This window comes from uncultured Aquabacterium sp., assembly GCF_913773725.1.
Taxonomy (GTDB): Bacteria; Pseudomonadota; Gammaproteobacteria; order Burkholderiales; family Burkholderiaceae_C; genus Aquabacterium.
Genome location: NZ_CAJYGK010000115.1, coordinates 34461 through 52012 on the forward strand (window position 1 = coordinate 34461; position 17552 = coordinate 52012).

Consider the following 17552-nt stretch of genomic DNA (forward strand, 5'->3'; position numbering starts at 1 on the left):
GGGTCACACCACCGGGCCGGTTCAGGCCACGGGCTGGATGTAGATCACGCCGTTGTCGATGCGCGCAGGATGCGTCTTCAGGTTCACACACACCGGCGCGCCCATGGCGCGGCCATCCCGCACGTCGAAACGGCCGTTGTGCTTGGGGCACTCGATCACGTGGTCCATCACCAGGCCGTCGCACAGGTGCACCTGCTCGTGGGTGCAGTGGCCGTCCAGGGCATAGACCTGGTCGTTCACGCGGCAGATGGCGTAGCTGTGGCCGTTGTGGTCGAAGCGTGCCACGTCTTCGTCGTCGATGTCGTCGAGCGGGCCGACTTCAATCCAGTTGCTCATGGGGGGTCTCCTGAGGGTGAGGGGTGGGTCAGGCGGTGCGGGGCGACAGCGGCGCGCGTTCCGGCGAGGATGCCGGGGTGGCACCCGGAATCGGGCGCCGCACGTAGTGGCCTGGATCGCGGGCCTGCTTGAGCAGGTTGGGCAGGATCTCGGCATAGGCCGCGGCCGTGCTGGGATAGGCCGGCGGGCAGTCGGCGGCGATCACCTCGTGCAGGCGGGGCAGGGCATGGAAGGGCACCATCGGGAACATGTGGTGTTCGACGTGGTAGTTCATGTTCCAGTACAGGAAGCGGAACACCGGGTTCATGTAGACGGTGCGGCAGTTGGCTCGGTGATCCAGCACGTTCTCGGGCAGCGCCGCATGCTGCGTCAGACCGAAGAAGCTGTAGAGCCAGGCGCCATAGATGCTGGGCAGGCCGATGAACAGCAGCGGCACCCAGGTGCCTGCGGCCACACAGCCCGCCACCAGCGCGGTGTAGATCAGCACCCACACGCGGGCCTCGCGCACGACCTTGGGCCACTCCATCTCCGGGATGTAGCTCTTGTCGTGGGCGCTGATGTGGCCGGTGGCGTTCACCAGCACACGCCAGATCTCGCGCGGGGCGTGGATCAGGCCGAAGAAGCCGATCAGCTGCATGAACACGTTGACGGGCACGGGCACGGCGATCTCCGGGTCGCGGCCCGTCACCAGCGTGTCGGTGTGATGTCGCGCATGCGTCCAGCGCCACACCGTGGGCCGGCGCATCACTTGAAAGCAGGCCAGCTGGTACAGCACCTCGTTCATCCAGCGCGTCTTGAAGGCCGTGCCGTGGCTGGCTTCATGCCAGCGCGAGTCGGCCGGGCCGCAGTACAGGGTGCCGTACAGCAGGAAGGCGGGCACGGCCCACGCGGTGTCCAGGGCCGACCACGCCAGCAGCCCGCTGGCGATGATGAGCGCGTACCACAGGGCGGTGTCACGCAGGGCGCGCGCGTCGTTGCGCTGCATGAGCTCCTTCATCACTGGGCGGGGCACCGCGCAGCGATACCAGTTGGCGTTGACCAGCCCGGCCGAGGCGGCGTGGTTGCCGGCCCCGTGCAGCAGGTCGTAGTCCGACGAGCCGGTGCGGACCGGAGGGCGGGGAAGGTGCAGAGGGGTCTCCATGGGGTGTGTCTCCAATGTCAGAACGAGGCAGGCAGTCCGCAGCGGGTGTCTGCGTTCGAGCCTGATCCATGGAGGGCGATGCTAGGCAGCATGCGGGTTTGGCTCAATGGTCGAGCCTGTCACTCCTATCAGAAACTATCAGGATGACCTGCCAGAACCCATCAAAACCAGCAGCCTGTAGGGGCTGCCCCCAATGGCCATGAGCCCCACCCGACGTCCCACCATGGTGGCGGTGGCCGAAGCGGCCGGGGTGAGTGTGGCCACGGTCGACCGCGTGCTCAACAGCCGCCTTCCTGTCAAGGAGCGCACCGCGGTGCGCGTCATCGAGGCGGCCCAGCGTCTGGGCTATCACGGTGCCGACCTGATGCGCCAGCGTGTGCTGGGCGGGGCAAAGGGGCCGGCGCGCACGTTGGGCTTCATCCTGCAGATGCACCACGACGCCTTCTACCAGCCCTTGGGCGAGGCGCTCTGCCAGGCCGCCGCGGCCGAGACCCGCTGGCGTTGCCAGGCCGTGGTGCGCATGGTCGATGCCCTGCAACCCGAGGCCATGGCCGACGCCATGCGCGATCTGGCCCGCCAGGCCGATGGCATCGGGGTGGTCGCGGGGGACCATCCACACGTCAACCAGGCCGTGGCCGATCTCAAGGCCGCAGGGTGCCCGACGGTGGCCTTGCTGTCCGACATCGGCTCACCCTTGCGGGCGGGGTACGTCGGGCTGGATCACCGCAAGACGGGACGCACGGCGGGATGGGCCATCAGCCGCCTGTCCCGCCAGCCGGGGGAGGTGGCGGTGCTGGTGGGCAGCCACCGCTTCATCGGGCAGGAACTGGCCGAGATGAGCCTGCGCTCCTACCTGCGCGAGCGGGCGCCCGACTTCCGCGTGCTCGATGCCGTCGTCAGCCGCGAGGAAGAGGCCATGGCCTATGAGGCCACCCTGGCCCTGATCGACCGGCATCCCGACCTGGTGGGGCTGCACCTGCCCAGCGGCGGGGTGGCCGGGGTGGTGAGGGCCCTGCGCGAAACGCGCTCGCATGACCACCACATCGTGTCCGTGGCGGCCGAGCTGTCGCCCGTTCACCGTGCCGCCCTGCTCGACGGGGTGCTCGACCTCGTGATCGCCACGCCGCGGCAGGCCGTGGCCCAGGCGGCCGTGCAGCTGCTGTGTGAAGCGCTGGATGCCCACGGGCAATCCTGGACGCCCCGAGCCATGGACCTGCCGTTCGATCTGTTCTCGCCCGAGAACGTGTGAACCATCCGGTACCACCCAACGGTGGCGGAAGATGGAAGGGCGGTTCCAAGAAAACAAAAATTAGAAACGGGTTTCCCCTAGGTCCGAAATGAGAAAATAATTTCTACACTGGCTCCACATTGGAAATCACGACGGAGCCTTCATGCGCTTTTCCCTCAACCGTATCGTAGCCCCTCGCCACAGCCTGCGCGACTTCGTGGCGCTCTGCCAGCGCCTGGACATCACCGACATCGAACTTCGCAACGACCTGCCCGGCATCGAATTCGTCGATGGCAGCTCGCCCGCCGAAGTGGGGCAGGTGGTGCGCGACGCGGGCCTGACGGTGCGCACCATCAACGCGCTGCAGCGTTTCGAGCAGTTCGACGCCCGGCGTGAGGCCGAGGCCCATGCGCTGGCCGATACGGCCGTGGCCTGCGGCGCCCAGGCCCTGGTGCTGTGCCCGACAAACAGCGCGCAGGATGTACGCAGCGCCAGTCAGCGTCATGACGACCTGGTTCATGCCCTGAGCAAGCTGACCCCGATCCTGCAGTCGCGCGGCCTCAAGGGCCTGGTCGAGCCGCTGGGCTTCGGCATCTGCGCCACCCGCACCAAGGCCCAGGCCGTGCGCGCCATCGATGCCGTGGACGGCCGCAACCTGTACAGCCTGGTTCATGACACGTTCCACCATCATCTGGCGGGCGATCCGGCCCTGTTCCCGGAACTGACCGGCCTCGTGCACATCTCGGGCGTCGAGGCCCCCGAGCTCCATGTGGACGAGATGGGCGACCAGCACCGCCTGCTGGTGGGCCAGCTGGACCGCCTGGGCACCGTGTCCCAGCTGAAGGCGCTCCGGGAGCGTGGCTGGGACGGCCTGGTGTCGTTCGAGCCCTTTGCCGTCGAGGTAGCCGAGTCCCCCAACATCGAAGCCGAGCTGCGCGACAGCATCGCCTTCATCCGAGCAGGCCTGGCTGCCTGAAGCGCAGCCGCCGCACACGCAGGCCGGCGCCGCCGGCCCTTTCCCGCCGTTGAGCACAAGAGGAGACAGCAATGAAAAAATGGATCTCGGCCGCCCTGGTGACCATGATGATGCCGGTTGCGGCCATGGCCCAGACCAAAGTGGGCGTCGCGATGGCCCACTTCGATGACAACTTCCTGACCATTCTGCGCGGGGGCATGCAGAAGCACGTGCAGGGTCTGAAGGGGGTGTCCCTGCAGTTCGAAGACGCGCGCGGCGATGTGGGCCGCCAGGTCAGCCAGGTCGAGAACTTCATCGCCCAGAAGGTCAGCGCCATCATCGTCAACCCGGCCGACACGGCGGCGACCAAGCGCATCAGCGAGGCGGCCCGCAAGGCCGGCATCCCGTTGGTGTACGTGAACCGCAAGCCCGACGAAAAGATGGGCAACGGCGTGGCCTTCGTGGGGTCCGATTCGCTGGTGGCGGGGCGCCTGCAGGGTGAAGCCCTGGCCCAGCGCCTGGGCGGCAAGGGCAACGTGGTGATCATGGTGGGTGAACTGTCCACCGACGCAGCACAGGACCGCACCCGTGGCGTGAAGGAAGTCTTCAAGAAGTACCCGGGCATCAAGGTCGTCGAAGAGCAGACCGGCAACTGGCAGCGCAGCCAGGGCATCGACCTGATGAACAAGTGGATGGCAGCCGGCGTGAAGATCGATGCCGTGGCCGCCAACAACGACGAAATGGCCATCGGTGCGCTGATTGCCATGCGCCAGGCCAAGGTGAGCCCGAAGAAGGTGCTGGTGGCGGGCGTGGACGCGACACCGGATGCGCTGGCCGAACTGGTCAAGGGCGACCTGGCTTTGACTGTCTTCCAGAACGCAAAGGGACAGGGCGAAGGTGCCGTGGACCTGGCCTTGCGCATGGCCAAGGGCGACAAGGCCGCGCCGAGCACCGTGATGATCCCGTACGAGCTGGTCACGCTCGAGAACCACAAGAAGTACGCGACCAACTGATCGCGGCTGCCGCCGCTGATTCGCGTGGTGGGTCGGGCAACCGGCTCGCCTCACCACTCCGATCGGTGGGTCCGGGCGTCCTCTGCCCCGTCCCGCCGACGCCCTGGAGCGCACCCTCATGCAAGCAGATCTCGTAGAAATGCAGGCCGTGGCCACGACCGACCAACCCGTCATGCTGGCCGCGCGCCACATCCGCAAGGCCTTCCCGGGTGTGGTGGCCCTGGACAACGTCTCCCTCGACATCCGAGCCGGTGCCGTCCACGCCCTGATGGGCGAGAATGGCGCAGGCAAGTCCACGATGATGAAGATCCTCGCGGGCGCCTACATCGCCGACAGTGGCACGCTGACGCTGCACGGGCAGCCGTTGAACCTGCGCTCGCCCCGCGATGCGCTGGATGCCGGCATCGCCATGATCCACCAGGAGCTGAACCTGCTGGCGGACATGACGGTGGCCGAGAACATCTGGATCGGCCGCGAGCCGCGCAATCGCCTGGGCCTCATCGATCACGGCGAGTTGAACCAGCGTACCCGGGCACTGCTGAGCCGTCTGCACCTGGACATCGACCCCGAAGCCATGCTGGGCGATCTGTCGATCGCCAATCGCCAGATGGTGGAAATCGCAAAGGCCGTGGGCTTCGAGTCCGATGTGCTCATCATGGACGAGCCCACATCGGCCATCACGGAAAAGGAAGTCGCCCGCCTGTTCGCGATCATCGAGTCGCTGCGCGAGCAGGGCAAGGCCATCATCTACATCACGCACAAGATGGATGAGGTCTTCCAGATCGCCGACGACATCTCCATCTTCCGGGACGGCAAGCACATCGTGTCGGGCCCCGCCTCCAGCTTCACGCCGAACTCACTGATTGCCGCCATGGTCGGTCGCGAGCTCAGTCAGCTCTTTCCCAAGGAAGAGGTCGAGATCGGCGACGTGGCGGTGTCGGTTCGCAATCTGACCCGCAGGGGCAAGTTCCACGACGTCAGCTTCGATGTGCGCTACGGCGAGATCGTGGGCTTTGCCGGGCTGATGGGCTCGGGTCGGACCGAGGTGGTCGAGTCGCTGTTCGGCATCGATCCGGCCGACAGTGGCGAGATCACCCTCCATGGGCAGACCCTCCGCATTCGCCATCCCCAGCAGGCCATCGACCAGGGCATGGCGCTGCTGACGGAAGACCGCAAGAAGTCGGGTCTGTTCCTGATGCTGTCGGTGGGCGAAAACATGGAAATCACCGCGATGCGCCACCATGCCCGCGCCGACTTCGTGCGCCAGGGACAGGTCGATGCCTTGTGCGAGGACATGCGCCAGCGCCTGGCCGTCAAGACGCCCAGCCTGCACGAGACCATCGAGAACCTCTCTGGAGGCAACCAGCAGAAGGTGCTCATCGCGCGCTGGCTGCTCAACAAGCCCCGCATCCTCATTCTGGACGAGCCGACTCGAGGCATCGACGTGGGTGCCAAGTCCGAGATTCACCGCCTCATGTGTTCGCTGGCCCGGCAGGGCGTGGCCATCATCATGATCTCCTCCGAGCTGCCCGAAGTGATGGGCATGAGCGACCGCATGGTGGTGATGCACGAAGGCCGTGTCGCCGGCGTGCTGCCTCGCCCCGAATTCAGTCAGGAACGCATCATGGCGCTGGCCTCCGGTGTGCGTGCCGACTTCACGAACTGAACCCAACAGGATCACATCATGAGCCAACCAACCCTCAGTGCGATCAACCTGAACTCGCAGTCCTTCAAGGCCCCCGCACGCCGGTGGCCGCCCGAACTCAGCATCTTCCTCGTCCTGGTCGGCATCGCGCTGTGCTTCGAAGGCCTGGGCTGGATGGTGCGAGACCAGTCCTTCCTCGGCAACCCGGCCGGCCTGCTCATCATGGTGCTGCAGGTCTCTGAAATTGGCCTGATCGCCATCGGCGTCACCATGATCATCATTGCTGGCGGCATCGACCTGTCCTCCGGTTCGGTGGTGGCGCTCACCGCGATGGTGGCGGCCAGCTTTGCACAGAGCAGCGATTACGCCCGCGCCGTATACCCGGCCCTGACCGACATGCCGGCCATCGTGCCGATCTTCATGGGGCTGGCGGTGGGTGCGCTCGTGGGCTGGATCAACGGCACCTTGATCGTGAAGACCGCTGTGCCGGCCTTCATCGTCACGCTCGGCATGATGGTGTCGGCCCGCGGTCTGGCGCGTTTCTACACGCACGGCCAGCCGGTGTCGATGCTGACCGAGCAGTACATGTGGATCGGCAGTGGTGCCAAGCCCGTGGTCGTCTTCCTGCTGACCGCGCTGCTGTTCCACATCGTGCTGCGCTACACCCGCTTCGGCAAGGCCACGTACGCGATCGGCGGCAACCCGGTGGCCGCCCGCGTGTCCGGCATCAACATCAACCGCCATCAGATCTGGATCTACACCCTGGCGGGCCTCCTCGCCGGTCTGGCTGGCGTGATTGCCTCGGCCCGCGCGCAGACCGGTCAGTCGGGCATGGGCATGTCCTACGAGCTGGATGCCATCGCCGCAGCCGTGATCGGTGGCACCAGCCTGTCGGGCGGTGTTGGCCGCATCACCGGCACCGTGATCGGTGCGCTGATCCTGGGTGTGATCTCGTCGGGCTTCACCTTCCTGGGCATCGACTCCTACATCCAGGAAATCATCAAGGGCGCCATCATCGTCGTGGCCGTGGTGGCCGACCAGATGCGCAAGAAGAAGCGCTGAGCCGACGTGTCCCTGACCCTCCGAACCTCCCTAGCGAACCCTGTCTCAAAAGGACACGCATGAGCACCCTTTCCTTTCCGGCCGATCGTCCGATCGACATCGCCTGCCTCGGCCGCCTGGCCGTGGACCTGTACGCCCAGCAGGTGGGCTGTGCGCTGGAAGACGCCTCCAGCTTTGCCAAGTACCTCGGCGGCTCGTCAGCCAACATCGCCTTCGGCACTGCCCGCCTCGGCCTCAAGAGCGCGATGATCTCGCGGGTCGGCAACGAGCAGATGGGGCGCTTCCTGCTCAACACGCTCACGCAGGAAGGCTGCGATGTCAGCCAGGTCCAGATCGACCCGCAACGTCTGACCGGCCTGGTGCTGCTGGGCCTCAAGGACCGCGACACCTTTCCGCTGCTGTTCTACCGCGAGAACTGTGCCGACATGGCCCTCGACGCCAACGGCATCGACGAGGCCTTCATTGCCAAGTGCCGCGCGCTGCTCGTGACCGGCACCCACCTCAGCACGCCGCAGGTGCGCGATGCGTCCCGACGCGCGCTGGCCTTCGCCGGGCAGCACCGTGTCGTGCGGGTGCTCGACATCGATTACCGCCCCGTGCTGTGGGGGCTGACCACGCGCGGCGACGGCGAGACCCGCTTCGTGGCCGATGCCCGCGTCACCAGCCAGATCCAGGAAGACCTGCCTCGGTTCGAGCTCATCATCGGCACCGAAGAGGAGTTTCTGATCGCGGGCGGCGTGCCCGATGACATCATGGCCTCGCTGCGGGCCGTGCGGGCGGTCACCCGGGCGGCGCTGGTGGTCAAGCGCGGCGCCATGGGGTGCAGCTTCATCCCGGGGGCCGTGCCGGCTTCGCTGGACGAGGCGGAAACCGTGCAGGGCGAGCGCGTGGAGGTGCTCAACGTGCTGGGCGCCGGCGACGCCTTCGCCTCGGGCCTGCTCAGCGGCCTGCTGCGCGGCAAGTGCTTCGCTGACGCCGCGGCCATCGCCAATGCCTGCGGGGCGATCGTGGTGTCGCGCCACGCGTGCGCCCCGGCCATGCCGACCCCGGACGAGCTGGCCCACTGGTTCAGCGGCCACCGGCATCCCCGGCCCGACCGCGACCCGGTGCTGTCGCACCTGCACCGCGTCACCGCGGCCCGCCCCCAGTGGCCCGAGGTCTATGTCATGGCCTTCGATCACCGCTCGCAGTTTTACGAACTGGCGCGCGAGAACGGGGCCGATGAAGCCCGCATCCCCGAGCTGAAGCGCCTGATCGCCCGGGCTGCCAGCCTCGTGGCCGACGATCCGGCCACCCGCGGCAAGATCGGGGTGCTGGTCGACGACCTGTATGGCGAGGCCTCGCTGCACGATGTCACCGGCCGCGGCTGGTGGGTGGGGCGCCCCATCGAGCTTCCTGGTTCTTGCCCGCTGCGCTTCGACCGCACGCTGTCGCTGGCCACCAAGCTGCAGAGCTGGCCGCGTGAGCAGGTCGTCAAGTGCCTGGTCTTCTACCACCCGGACCATGCCGTCGACCTGCGCCTGGAGCAGGAGCGCACCCTGCTGGAAGTGTGGGAGGCCACGCGCGCTTCGGGGCACGAACTGCTGCTCGAGGTCATCCCGCCCAAAGGCAGTGTGGTCGATGGCGACATCGGCGATGCCGTGGTGCGTGCGGTCAAGCGCCTCTACAACATCGGCATCAAGCCGGAATGGTGGAAGCTGGGGGTGATGCCGGCGCAGGCCTGGCAAGCACTCGGCAGGCTGGTGGCCGAGCGCGATCCCTACTGCCGTGGCGCGGTCATCCTGGGCCTGAATCAGCCCATGGATGAATTGCTCGACGGCTTCCGTCAGGCCCGTGACCCGATCGTCAAGGGCTTCATGATCGGACGGACCACCTGGGCCCAGCCCAGTGCCCAATGGCTGCGTGGCGAGCTGAACGACCAGGCCTTCACCGAGCGTGTCGCCGCCAATTTCCGTGTCCTGATCGAAGGCTGGCGCGCAGCGCGTGCGGCAGCCTGAGGAGCACCCCATGAGCCATACCCTCCGCTTGACCATGGCCCAGGCCCTGGTCCGCTACCTGGCCGCGCTGCGCATCGAAGAAGACGATGGCAGCCTGCATCCCTACGTCGGCGGCGTCTGGGCCATTTTCGGTCACGGCAACGTGGCAGGCCTGGGCGAGGCCCTGGCCCAGCACCGCGACGAACTGCCGGTCTTCCGCGCCCACAACGAGCAGGCGATGGCGCATTCGGCCATCGCCTATGGCAAGGCGCTGATGCGCCGCCGCATCCAGGTGGCCACCTCGTCCATCGGGCCGGGCGCCACGAACATGGTGACGGCCGCCGCGCTGGCCCACGTCAACCGCCTGCCGCTGCTGCTGTTGCCGGGCGACACCTTTGCCAGCCGCGCCCCGGATCCGGTGCTGCAGCAGATCGAGAGCTTCAGCGAAGGCGACGTGAGCGCCAACGACTGCTTCCGTCCGGTGTCGCGCTACTTCGATCGCATCATGCGCCCCGAGCAGCTGATGACGGCCCTGCCGCGCGCCATGCAGATCCTGACCGATCCGGCCCAGTGCGGTCCGGTCACGCTGGCCCTGCCGCAGGACGTGCAGGCCCAGGCCTTCGACTACCCCGTCGAGTTCCTGCACCCCGAGCCGCTGCGCATCCGTCGCCCGGCCCCCGATGCCCGCGAACTGGCCCTGGCCATCGAGGCCATCCGCGCGGCCCGCCGGCCGCTGATCATCGCGGGCGGCGGCGTGCTGTATGCGGGGGCCAGCGCCGCACTGGCCGCGCTGTCGGAACGCTTCGGCATTCCGGTGGCCGAATCGCAGGCCGGCAAGGGGGCGCTCGGCTGGGATCACCCGATGAACCTCGGCGCCGTCGGGGTCACGGGCTCGCCAGCCGCCAATGCCATGGCCGAGCAGGCCGATCTGGTCATCGGCGTGGGCACCCGCCTGCAGGATTTCACCACCGGCTCACACGCGCTGTTCTCGCAGGCGCGCCTGCTGTCGATCAACGTGCAGCCGCTGGACGCCGTGCGGGCCCGCGCGCAGACCCTGGTGGCCGACGCCCGCCTCGCCCTGCAGCAGCTGGGTGACGCGCTGGCCGGCTGGCAGCCACACGATGGCTGGGGCAGCGAAGCCCGTCAGCGTGCGCAGCAGTGGCGTGACCGCGTTCACGCGTTGACCACGCGCGCCGTGCCGGAGGGCACCCTGCCGTACGATGCCGAAGTCATCGGCGCGGTGCGCGATTCGGTGGAAGACAGCCCCACGCGCGACATCGTGGTGTGTGCGGCGGGCACCCTGCCGGCCGAGCTGCACAAGCTGTGGCGTGCCGGCGGCCCGGGCCATTACCACATGGACTACGGCTACTCGTGCATGGGCTACGAGATTGCCGGCGGCCTGGGCGTCAAGATGGCCCACCCCGACAAGGAGGTCATCGTGATGGTGGGCGACGGCTCCTACCTCATGATGAATTCCGAGATCGCCACGTCGGTGATGCTGGGGCTGCGCCTCACCATCGTCGTGCTCGACAACCGGGGCTACGGTTGCATCAACCGCCTGCAGCGCGCGTGCGGCAGCGAGAACTACAACAACCTCCTGCAGCACTGCATTGCCGAAGGCGGGCTCGACATCCCGGTCGACTTCGCGGCGCATGCGGCCAGCCTCGGTGCACGCTCGGTGCATTGCGCCAGCGTCGAGCAACTCAAGGCCGAGATGGTGCGCGCCCGCCGCGGCGACCGCACCACCGTGCTCGTCATCGACACCACCCCCGAACGCACCACACCGGATGGCGGAACGTGGTGGGAGGTGGGCATCCCGGAGGTGTCCCCTGCCCAGGCCGTTCGCCAGGCTCACGAGGCCGGCCTGCAGGCCAAGGCCCGTCAGCGTCAGTAAACCCGTCTTTCGCATCAACAGGATCACACCATGAGCTGGAACGTCCGCATTGGCATCAACCCCATCAGCTGGAGCAACGACGATCTGCCGTCCCTCGGCGGCGAAACGCCGCTGGAAACCGCCTTGTCCGAAGGCGCCGAGATCGGGTACGAGGGTTTCGAACTGGGCAACAAGTTCCCGAAGGAGCCACAGGCCCTGGCCGACAAGCTCGCCGAGTTCAAGGTGGCCTGCGTGTCGGGCTGGTACTCGGGCATGCTGGCCGAAGGCGGCCTGGACGACGAGATCGAGCGTTGCCACGCCCACATGGCGAAGTTGCAGCACAACGGCTGCAAGGTGGTCGTGTACGGCGAGGTGGCCGGCTCGATCCAGGGCCAGATCGACACGCCGCTGGCCAAGCGCCCGAAGTTCACCACCGACGCCCAATGGCAGACCTACGCGAAGAAGCTGGACGCTTTCGGCGAGCACCTGCTGGCCCGCTATGGCATCTGCCTGGCCTACCACCATCACATGGGCGCCTGGGTGGAGTCGCCCGAGGATGTCGATCGGCTGATGGCCGAGACCAGTTCCAACGTGGGCCTGCTGTTCGACACCGGTCACACCTGGTTCGGCGGCACGCAAGGGGGCCACAGCGTCGACGTGGTGGCCCAACTGCGCAAGCACGTTCGCCGCGTGGTGCACGTGCACTGCAAGGACGTGCGCCCGCAGGTCATCCAGACCGCGCGCAATGACAACTGGTCCTTCCTGCGCTCGGTGCTCAATGGCGCGTTCACCGTGCCCGGCGATGGCGCGGTCGATTTCCGTGGCGTGCTGACCGAACTGCATCAGGCCGGCTACGAAGGCTGGCTGGTGGTCGAGGCCGAACAGGATCCGGCGGTGGCGCCGCCGTATCAATACGCCAAGCTGGGCCACGACACGCTGCGTGCCTTGGTCAACGAACTGGGGGCACGCTGATGAGCCTGCTGGTGAAGGCGGCCCGGGAAGGGCGCGAACTGGTTCACATCACGCCGGCTTCGGCGGGCTGGGGGCATGTGGGTTTCCGTGCCGTGCGCCTGGCCGCGGGCGAGGCGGACGTGTTCCTGACCGAGGGGGTCGAGGTCTGCCTGACCGTGCTCACCGGGCGCGTGGACGTGCAGGTGGGCGACCAGACCTTTGCGGGCCTGGGAGGACGGCAGAGCGTGTTCGACGAGCGTTCGCCCCACGCGGTCTACGTGCCGCCCGGGCAGTCGGTGCAGGTCAAGGCGCTGGACGGGGCCGAAGTGGCCTACAGCAGCGCGCCGGCTCGCGGCCTGTATCCGGTCCGGCTGATTGAACCCGAGCAGATGAAGCGCAGCGTGCGAGGGCAGGGCAGCAACACCCGCTACATCTGCGACATCCTGCCCGAGAGCGAGCCGGCGGAATCCCTGCTGGTGGTCGAGGTCGTGACCCCGCCGGGGCATTCGTCCAGCTACCCCCCGCACAAGCACGACACCGCCACCGACACCGAAACGGTGCTGGAGGAGACCTACTACCACCGGCTGAACCCGGAGCAGGGCTTTGCCTTCCAGCGCGTCTACACCGACGACCGCAGCATCGACGAAAGCATGGCCGTCGAGAACCACGACACCGTGATGGTGCCGCGCGGCTACCACCCCTGTGTGGCTCCCTTTGGCTACAGCCTGTACTACCTCAACACGATGGCCGGTCCGCAGCGCAAGTGGGCGTTCCGGAACGATCCGGCTCACGAGTGGATGTTGCGCTGAACGCACGGCGTCCTAGGGTTCTTCCGGACATTAATTAATCATTAATTAATTAATACTTTGTTAAGAAGGCTGCGGCGGGCTTCCGGAGACCCGCACCGGGTCAGATGGCCCGGCAGACGGCCCTCCCGTTCTTCCACCACCAACTGTGTCGGCAGAAAGACCGACCTACCGAGGAGCAAACGATGAGCAAAGGCATTCGCCTGACCCTGGCCGCCGCCGCGGCCCTGCTGGCCACCCAGGCCATGGCGTTCGAGTTCAATGGCTATCTGCGCGCCGGCCCTGTCCTGTCGGGTGCCGAGTCCTCGGGCGCCACGCAGACCTATGGCAAGTACAGCCTGGGCGGCGCCGGCCAGATGTACCGTCTGGGTAACGAGGGTGATTTCTATGGCGAGTTCCTGCTGTCGCACACTCAGAAGGTGGGCAACCAGACCGTGAAGCTGGGATGGATGCCGGCGATCTTCTCCGCCAAGCCGAACCCCACCTCCGAGAACAACTACGAGACCAAGCAGGCCTTCATCGAAGTGGCGGGCGTGGACTTTGCCCCGAACGTGAAGTTCTGGGGCGGCAAGCGCTATCAGCGCGCAGACGTGCACATCGTCGACACGTTCTACATCAACTACGGCAACGACATCGGTGCCGGTGCGTACGACATCGATGTGGGCGGCGCCAAGCTGGGCATTCATGCTTACTCGAGCGACGAGTTCACCACGAAGGATGGCACCAAGGCGACGGCCGCACGCGTGACGGCCGACCTGTACGACATCCAGACCGGCTCGGACGGCAAGCTGCGTGCGGTGGTCTCGCTCGTCAACGGCGACTACATCAACGGCAGCAGCGGCTTCTCGCTGTCGCTGAAGCACGACCAGAGCAACTTCGGCATGAAGGGGCTGACCAACACCCTGTGGCTGCAGGCGGCCAATGGCCATGCGGCCTTGACGGGCGGCTTCTCGGACACCAAGAGCAAGGGCGTGCGCGCAGTCGATTCGGTCAACTGGCAGTCGGGCCCCTGGGGCGGACAGGCGCAGGCCATGTGGGAGCGGTCCAAGTCCTACGCGGACCTGACCAATGTCGAGACCGAAGTGACCCGTACTTCGCTGGGTGGCCGCGTGTCCTATGCCGTCACGCAGAACTTCAAGCTGCTGACCGAAGTCGGCATCACCTCCGCCAAGCAGGATGGGGTCGCCGGCACCGGCCGCCTGAACAAGATCACGTTTGCACCGACGCTGGCGCTCAATGGCGACTTCTGGTCGCGTCCGGAACTGCGTTTCTACGCCACCCACATCAGCTGGAATGACGCCGCGTACAACATCTCCGGCTCGACCCCGGCGGGCCTGACGGACAAGTCCAAGAAGTCCGCCACGCTGGTCGGCGTGCAAGCTGAACTCTGGTTCTGACCTCGTTCTCCAGTCACCGCAAGGTGAAGCGGCGGTGCCCGCCGTGATGGGTGGATCGGGCACCAGCCAGCCGAGCGGCCCAACCGCTGCACGCCGCCAGGCGTGAAGGCTCGGCCACCTGCCCCCGCGGACGCCACTGGCGTGCGTGGGGGTTTTTTTATGGAAGCGCTGCGGCCGGCCGTCCTGCGGCGCATAACATGTCGGGGCGCTGCGCGTACACCCCCCTTCTTTCCATGTCCCCGCCTTCACAAGAGACCCGGCACATGCATCTGACCGACCAGGAACCCACCTCTTCGCACGACCCTCTGCATCCATTGAGGGAAGACATCCGCCTGCTGGGCCGCGTGCTCGGCGACACCGTCCGTGAACAGCACGGCGAAGCCACATACGAGCTGGTGGACCAGATCCGCCGCCACTCGGTGCGCTTCCGCCGGGCCGATGACCAGGCTGCCCGCCAGGCGCTCGAGTCCACGCTCGACAGCCTCTCGCGCGAGCAGATGCTGCAGGTCATCCGCTCGTTCAGCTACTTTTCGCTGCTGGCCAACATCGCCGAAGACCAGCACCAGATCCGCACCCAGCGGCAGGCGGCCCTGGCCGGCAGCGCCGCCACCGAAGGCACGCTCGAACACGCGCTGAACCAGTTCACCCGCGAAGGCCTGAGTGCGCAGCAGGTGCTGGAGCTGATCGGCCACGCCCAGATCGCGCCCGTGCTCACGGCCCACCCCACCGAAGTGCGCCGCCACAGCATCCTGCACGAACAGATGCAACTGGCCCGCCTGCTGCGCGAGCGTGACCTGACCCCGCAGACGCCCGAAGAGCGCGCCGAATCCGAAGAGGAACTGCGCCGCATCGTGCTGACGCTGTGGCAGACCCGCCTGCTGCGCCCCACCAAGCTGTCGGTGCTCGACGAGGTGGCCAACAGCCTCGAAACCCACGAGCGCACCTTCCTGCGCGAAGTGCCCCGGCTGTACAGCCACCTGGAAGACCGCCTGCGCGCCGACCTCAAGCAGGCTCGGGCGCCCCAGGCCGACGAGCTCGAGCTGCCCAACTTCCTGCACGTGGCCAGCTGGATCGGGGGCGACCGCGACGGCAACCCCTTCGTCACCGCGCAGGTGCTGGACGCGGCCCTGCGCATGCAGGCCGAGTGCGTGCTGCGGTACTACCTGGCCGAGCTGAACAACCTGGGCCTCGAGCTGTCGATCTCGGCGCTGCTGGCCAACCCCTCCGAAGCCTTGCTTCAGCTGGCGGCCCGCTCGCCCGACCAGTCGCAACACCGGCAGGACGAGCCCTATCGTCGCGCCATCAGCGGCCTGTATGCGCGCCTGGCCGCCACCTACCAGCAGCTGGTCGGGCGCAAGCCGGCCCGCCCGGCCCTGGGAGAGGCCCCGGCCTACGAGACCGCAGCCGAACTGCTGGCCGACCTCGACATCATCCACCGCTCGTTGAAGGCCAACGGTTCGGTGTCGCTGACCCGCGGGCGCCTGCGCCAGCTGCGCCGCGCCGTGCAGGTGTTCGGCTTCAGCCTGGCGCCGCTGGACCTGCGCCAGAACTCCGACGTGCACGAGCAGGTCATCGCCGATCTGCTGGAGGCGGCCGAGCCGGGCACCCAGTACCTGGCGCTGTCCGAAGACCAGCGCATCGCCCGCCTGCAGGCCGAGCTCGAAACCGCCCGGCCGCTGTACTCGCCCCACATCGACTACAGCGAACTCAGCCAGGGCGAGCTGGCCATCTTCCAGCAGGCCCGCCTGGCCCATCAGCGCTACGGCAGCCAGTCCATCGCGCAGTGCATCATCAGCAAGACGGCCAGCGTGTCGGACCTGCTGGAGGTGGCCGTGCTGTTGAAGGAATGCGGCCTGCTCAAGCCGGCCCGCGGTGGCGAGGCCCCGACCCTGGCCGTCAACATCGTGCCGCTGTTCGAGACCATCGGCGACCTGCGCGCGGCCCCGGCCATCATGGATGCGCTGCTGTCGCAACCCCTGTACCGCACGCTGCTCAAGAGCCGCGGCGACGTGCAGGAGGTCATGCTCGGCTACTCCGACTCCAACAAGGACGGGGGATTCCTGACCTCCGGCTGGGAGCTCTACAAGGCCGAGATCGGCCTGGTCGACGTGTTCGCCCGCCACGGCGTGCGCCTGCGCCTGTTCCACGGTCGCGGGGGCTCCGTCGGCCGTGGCGGCGGCCCCAGCTACCAGGCCATCCTGGCGCAGCCCGCCGGCGCCGTGCAAGGCCAGGTTCGCCTGACCGAGCAGGGCGAGGTGATCGCCGCCAAGTACGGCCAGCCCGAAACCGGCCGCCGCAACCTGGAGGTGCTGGTGGCCGCCACGCTGACCGCCAGCCTGCTGCCGCCCAACAAGGATGTGCCCGCCGAGTACCTCGACATCATGGAGGAGCTGTCGGCCACGGCCTTCGCGGCCTACCGCAACCTGGTTTACGAGACCCCGGGCTTCGAGCAGTTCTTCTGGGAATCGACCGTCATCGCCGAGATTGCCCACCTCAACATCGGCAGCCGCCCGGCTTCCCGCAAGAAGTCGACCTCGATCGATGACCTGCGCGCCATCCCCTGGGTGTTCAGCTGGGCCCAGTGCCGCATCATGCTGCCAGGCTGGTATGGCTTCGGCAGCGCGGTCGAGGCCTATGTCCAGAAGCACGGCGAGGCCGGTCTGAAGCGCCTGCAGGCCATGCACGCCAACTGGCCTTATCTGTCCAGCCTGCTGTCCAACATGGACATGGTGCTGGCCAAGTCGGATCTGGCCATCGCCTCGCGCTACGCCGGGCTGGTGAGCGACAAGGCCTTGAGCGCCGCCATCTTCGGCCGCATCCAGGCCGAGCACGAGCGCACCCTGCGTCACCTGCTGGCCGTCACCGGGCAGTCCAGCCTGCTCGAGCGCAACGCGGAGCTGCAGCGCCACATCGCCGACCGTCACCCCTACCTCGACCCGCTCAACCACCTGCAGGTTACGCTGCTGCGCAGCTTCCGCGAGCGCCAGCAACGCAACGAGGAGCCGGACGAGCGTGTCCAGCGTGGCATCCACCTGACCATCAACGGTCTGGCGCAGGGGCTGCGCAACAGCGGCTGAGACCGGACGGCCCCGTGGCCGGGTTTGTCCCTCCACCGCAGGAGGGCGCCCCTTGCGGGGGGAGGATGGGCGGGCACAGGGCGCACAATACG

At 67.3% G+C, this 17552-nt stretch carries 13 protein-coding genes; 11 read left to right on the plus strand and 2 right to left on the minus strand.

All coding sequences use genetic code 11. The features are described from left to right. Positions 1 to 21: 21 nt before the first annotated feature. Both QZ709_RS13730 and QZ709_RS13735 read right to left on the minus strand, forming a co-directional pair. Positions 22 to 336: a MocE family 2Fe-2S type ferredoxin gene (locus QZ709_RS13730; protein ID WP_294637874.1), complete on the minus strand. Its 315-nt coding sequence runs from the start codon at positions 334 to 336 to the stop codon at positions 22 to 24. A gap of 28 nt (positions 337 to 364) precedes the next feature. Next, entirely contained in the window at positions 365 to 1477 is a 1113-nt protein-coding gene (locus tag QZ709_RS13735; RefSeq protein ID WP_294637875.1) for a fatty acid desaturase family protein, read from the minus strand. 199 nt (positions 1478 to 1676) lie between these two features. On the opposite strand from QZ709_RS13735, the gene QZ709_RS13740 reads away from it, so the two are divergent. The 11 genes from QZ709_RS13740 to ppc all read left to right on the plus strand — a co-directional run bounded on the left by QZ709_RS13740 (position 1677) and on the right by ppc (position 17460). Then, positions 1677 to 2726, plus strand: coding sequence for a LacI family DNA-binding transcriptional regulator (locus QZ709_RS13740; RefSeq protein WP_294637877.1), 1050 nt, complete (start codon positions 1677 to 1679; stop codon positions 2724 to 2726). A gap of 142 nt (positions 2727 to 2868) precedes the next feature. Then, on the plus strand, positions 2869 to 3681 hold the full coding sequence (locus tag QZ709_RS13745) for a TIM barrel protein (RefSeq protein WP_294637879.1): 813 nt from the start codon (positions 2869 to 2871) through the stop codon (positions 3679 to 3681). A 71-nt stretch (positions 3682 to 3752) separates the two neighbouring features. Beyond that, a complete protein-coding gene (locus QZ709_RS13750; protein ID WP_294637881.1) occupies positions 3753 to 4673 on the plus strand; it encodes a sugar ABC transporter substrate-binding protein in 921 nt (306 codons plus the stop codon). A gap of 118 nt (positions 4674 to 4791) precedes the next feature. Next, positions 4792 to 6339, plus strand: a complete 1548-nt coding sequence (locus QZ709_RS13755) for a sugar ABC transporter ATP-binding protein (protein WP_294637883.1) — start codon at positions 4792 to 4794, stop codon at positions 6337 to 6339. Between the two features lie 18 nt (positions 6340 to 6357). Further along, the gene (locus QZ709_RS13760; protein ID WP_294637884.1) at positions 6358 to 7380 is read left to right on the plus strand and encodes an ABC transporter permease; all 1023 of its coding nucleotides are present in this window, start codon (positions 6358 to 6360) and stop codon (positions 7378 to 7380) included. 59 nt (positions 7381 to 7439) lie between these two features. Then, positions 7440 to 9377 (plus strand): 5-dehydro-2-deoxygluconokinase, encoded by a 1938-nt coding sequence (iolC, locus tag QZ709_RS13765; protein WP_294637885.1) that lies wholly within the window; start codon positions 7440 to 7442, stop codon positions 9375 to 9377. A gap of 10 nt (positions 9378 to 9387) precedes the next feature. Next, positions 9388 to 11250 (plus strand): 3D-(3,5/4)-trihydroxycyclohexane-1,2-dione acylhydrolase (decyclizing), encoded by a 1863-nt coding sequence (iolD, locus tag QZ709_RS13770; RefSeq protein ID WP_294637886.1) that lies wholly within the window; start codon positions 9388 to 9390, stop codon positions 11248 to 11250. 30 nt (positions 11251 to 11280) lie between these two features. Then, positions 11281 to 12201, plus strand: a complete 921-nt coding sequence (iolE, locus tag QZ709_RS13775; protein ID WP_294637888.1) for a myo-inosose-2 dehydratase — start codon at positions 11281 to 11283, stop codon at positions 12199 to 12201. Next, entirely contained in the window at positions 12201 to 12989 is a 789-nt protein-coding gene (iolB, locus tag QZ709_RS13780; protein WP_294637890.1) for a 5-deoxy-glucuronate isomerase, read from the plus strand. Before iolE ends, iolB begins: the two co-directional genes overlap by 1 nt. Positions 12990 to 13171: 182 nt before the next feature. Then, positions 13172 to 14383, plus strand: coding sequence for a carbohydrate porin (locus QZ709_RS13785; protein WP_294637892.1), 1212 nt, complete (start codon positions 13172 to 13174; stop codon positions 14381 to 14383). Positions 14384 to 14646: 263 nt separating this feature from the next. After that, positions 14647 to 17460: a phosphoenolpyruvate carboxylase gene (ppc, locus tag QZ709_RS13790; RefSeq protein ID WP_294637894.1), complete on the plus strand. Its 2814-nt coding sequence runs from the start codon at positions 14647 to 14649 to the stop codon at positions 17458 to 17460. Positions 17461 to 17552 lie beyond the last annotated feature (92 nt).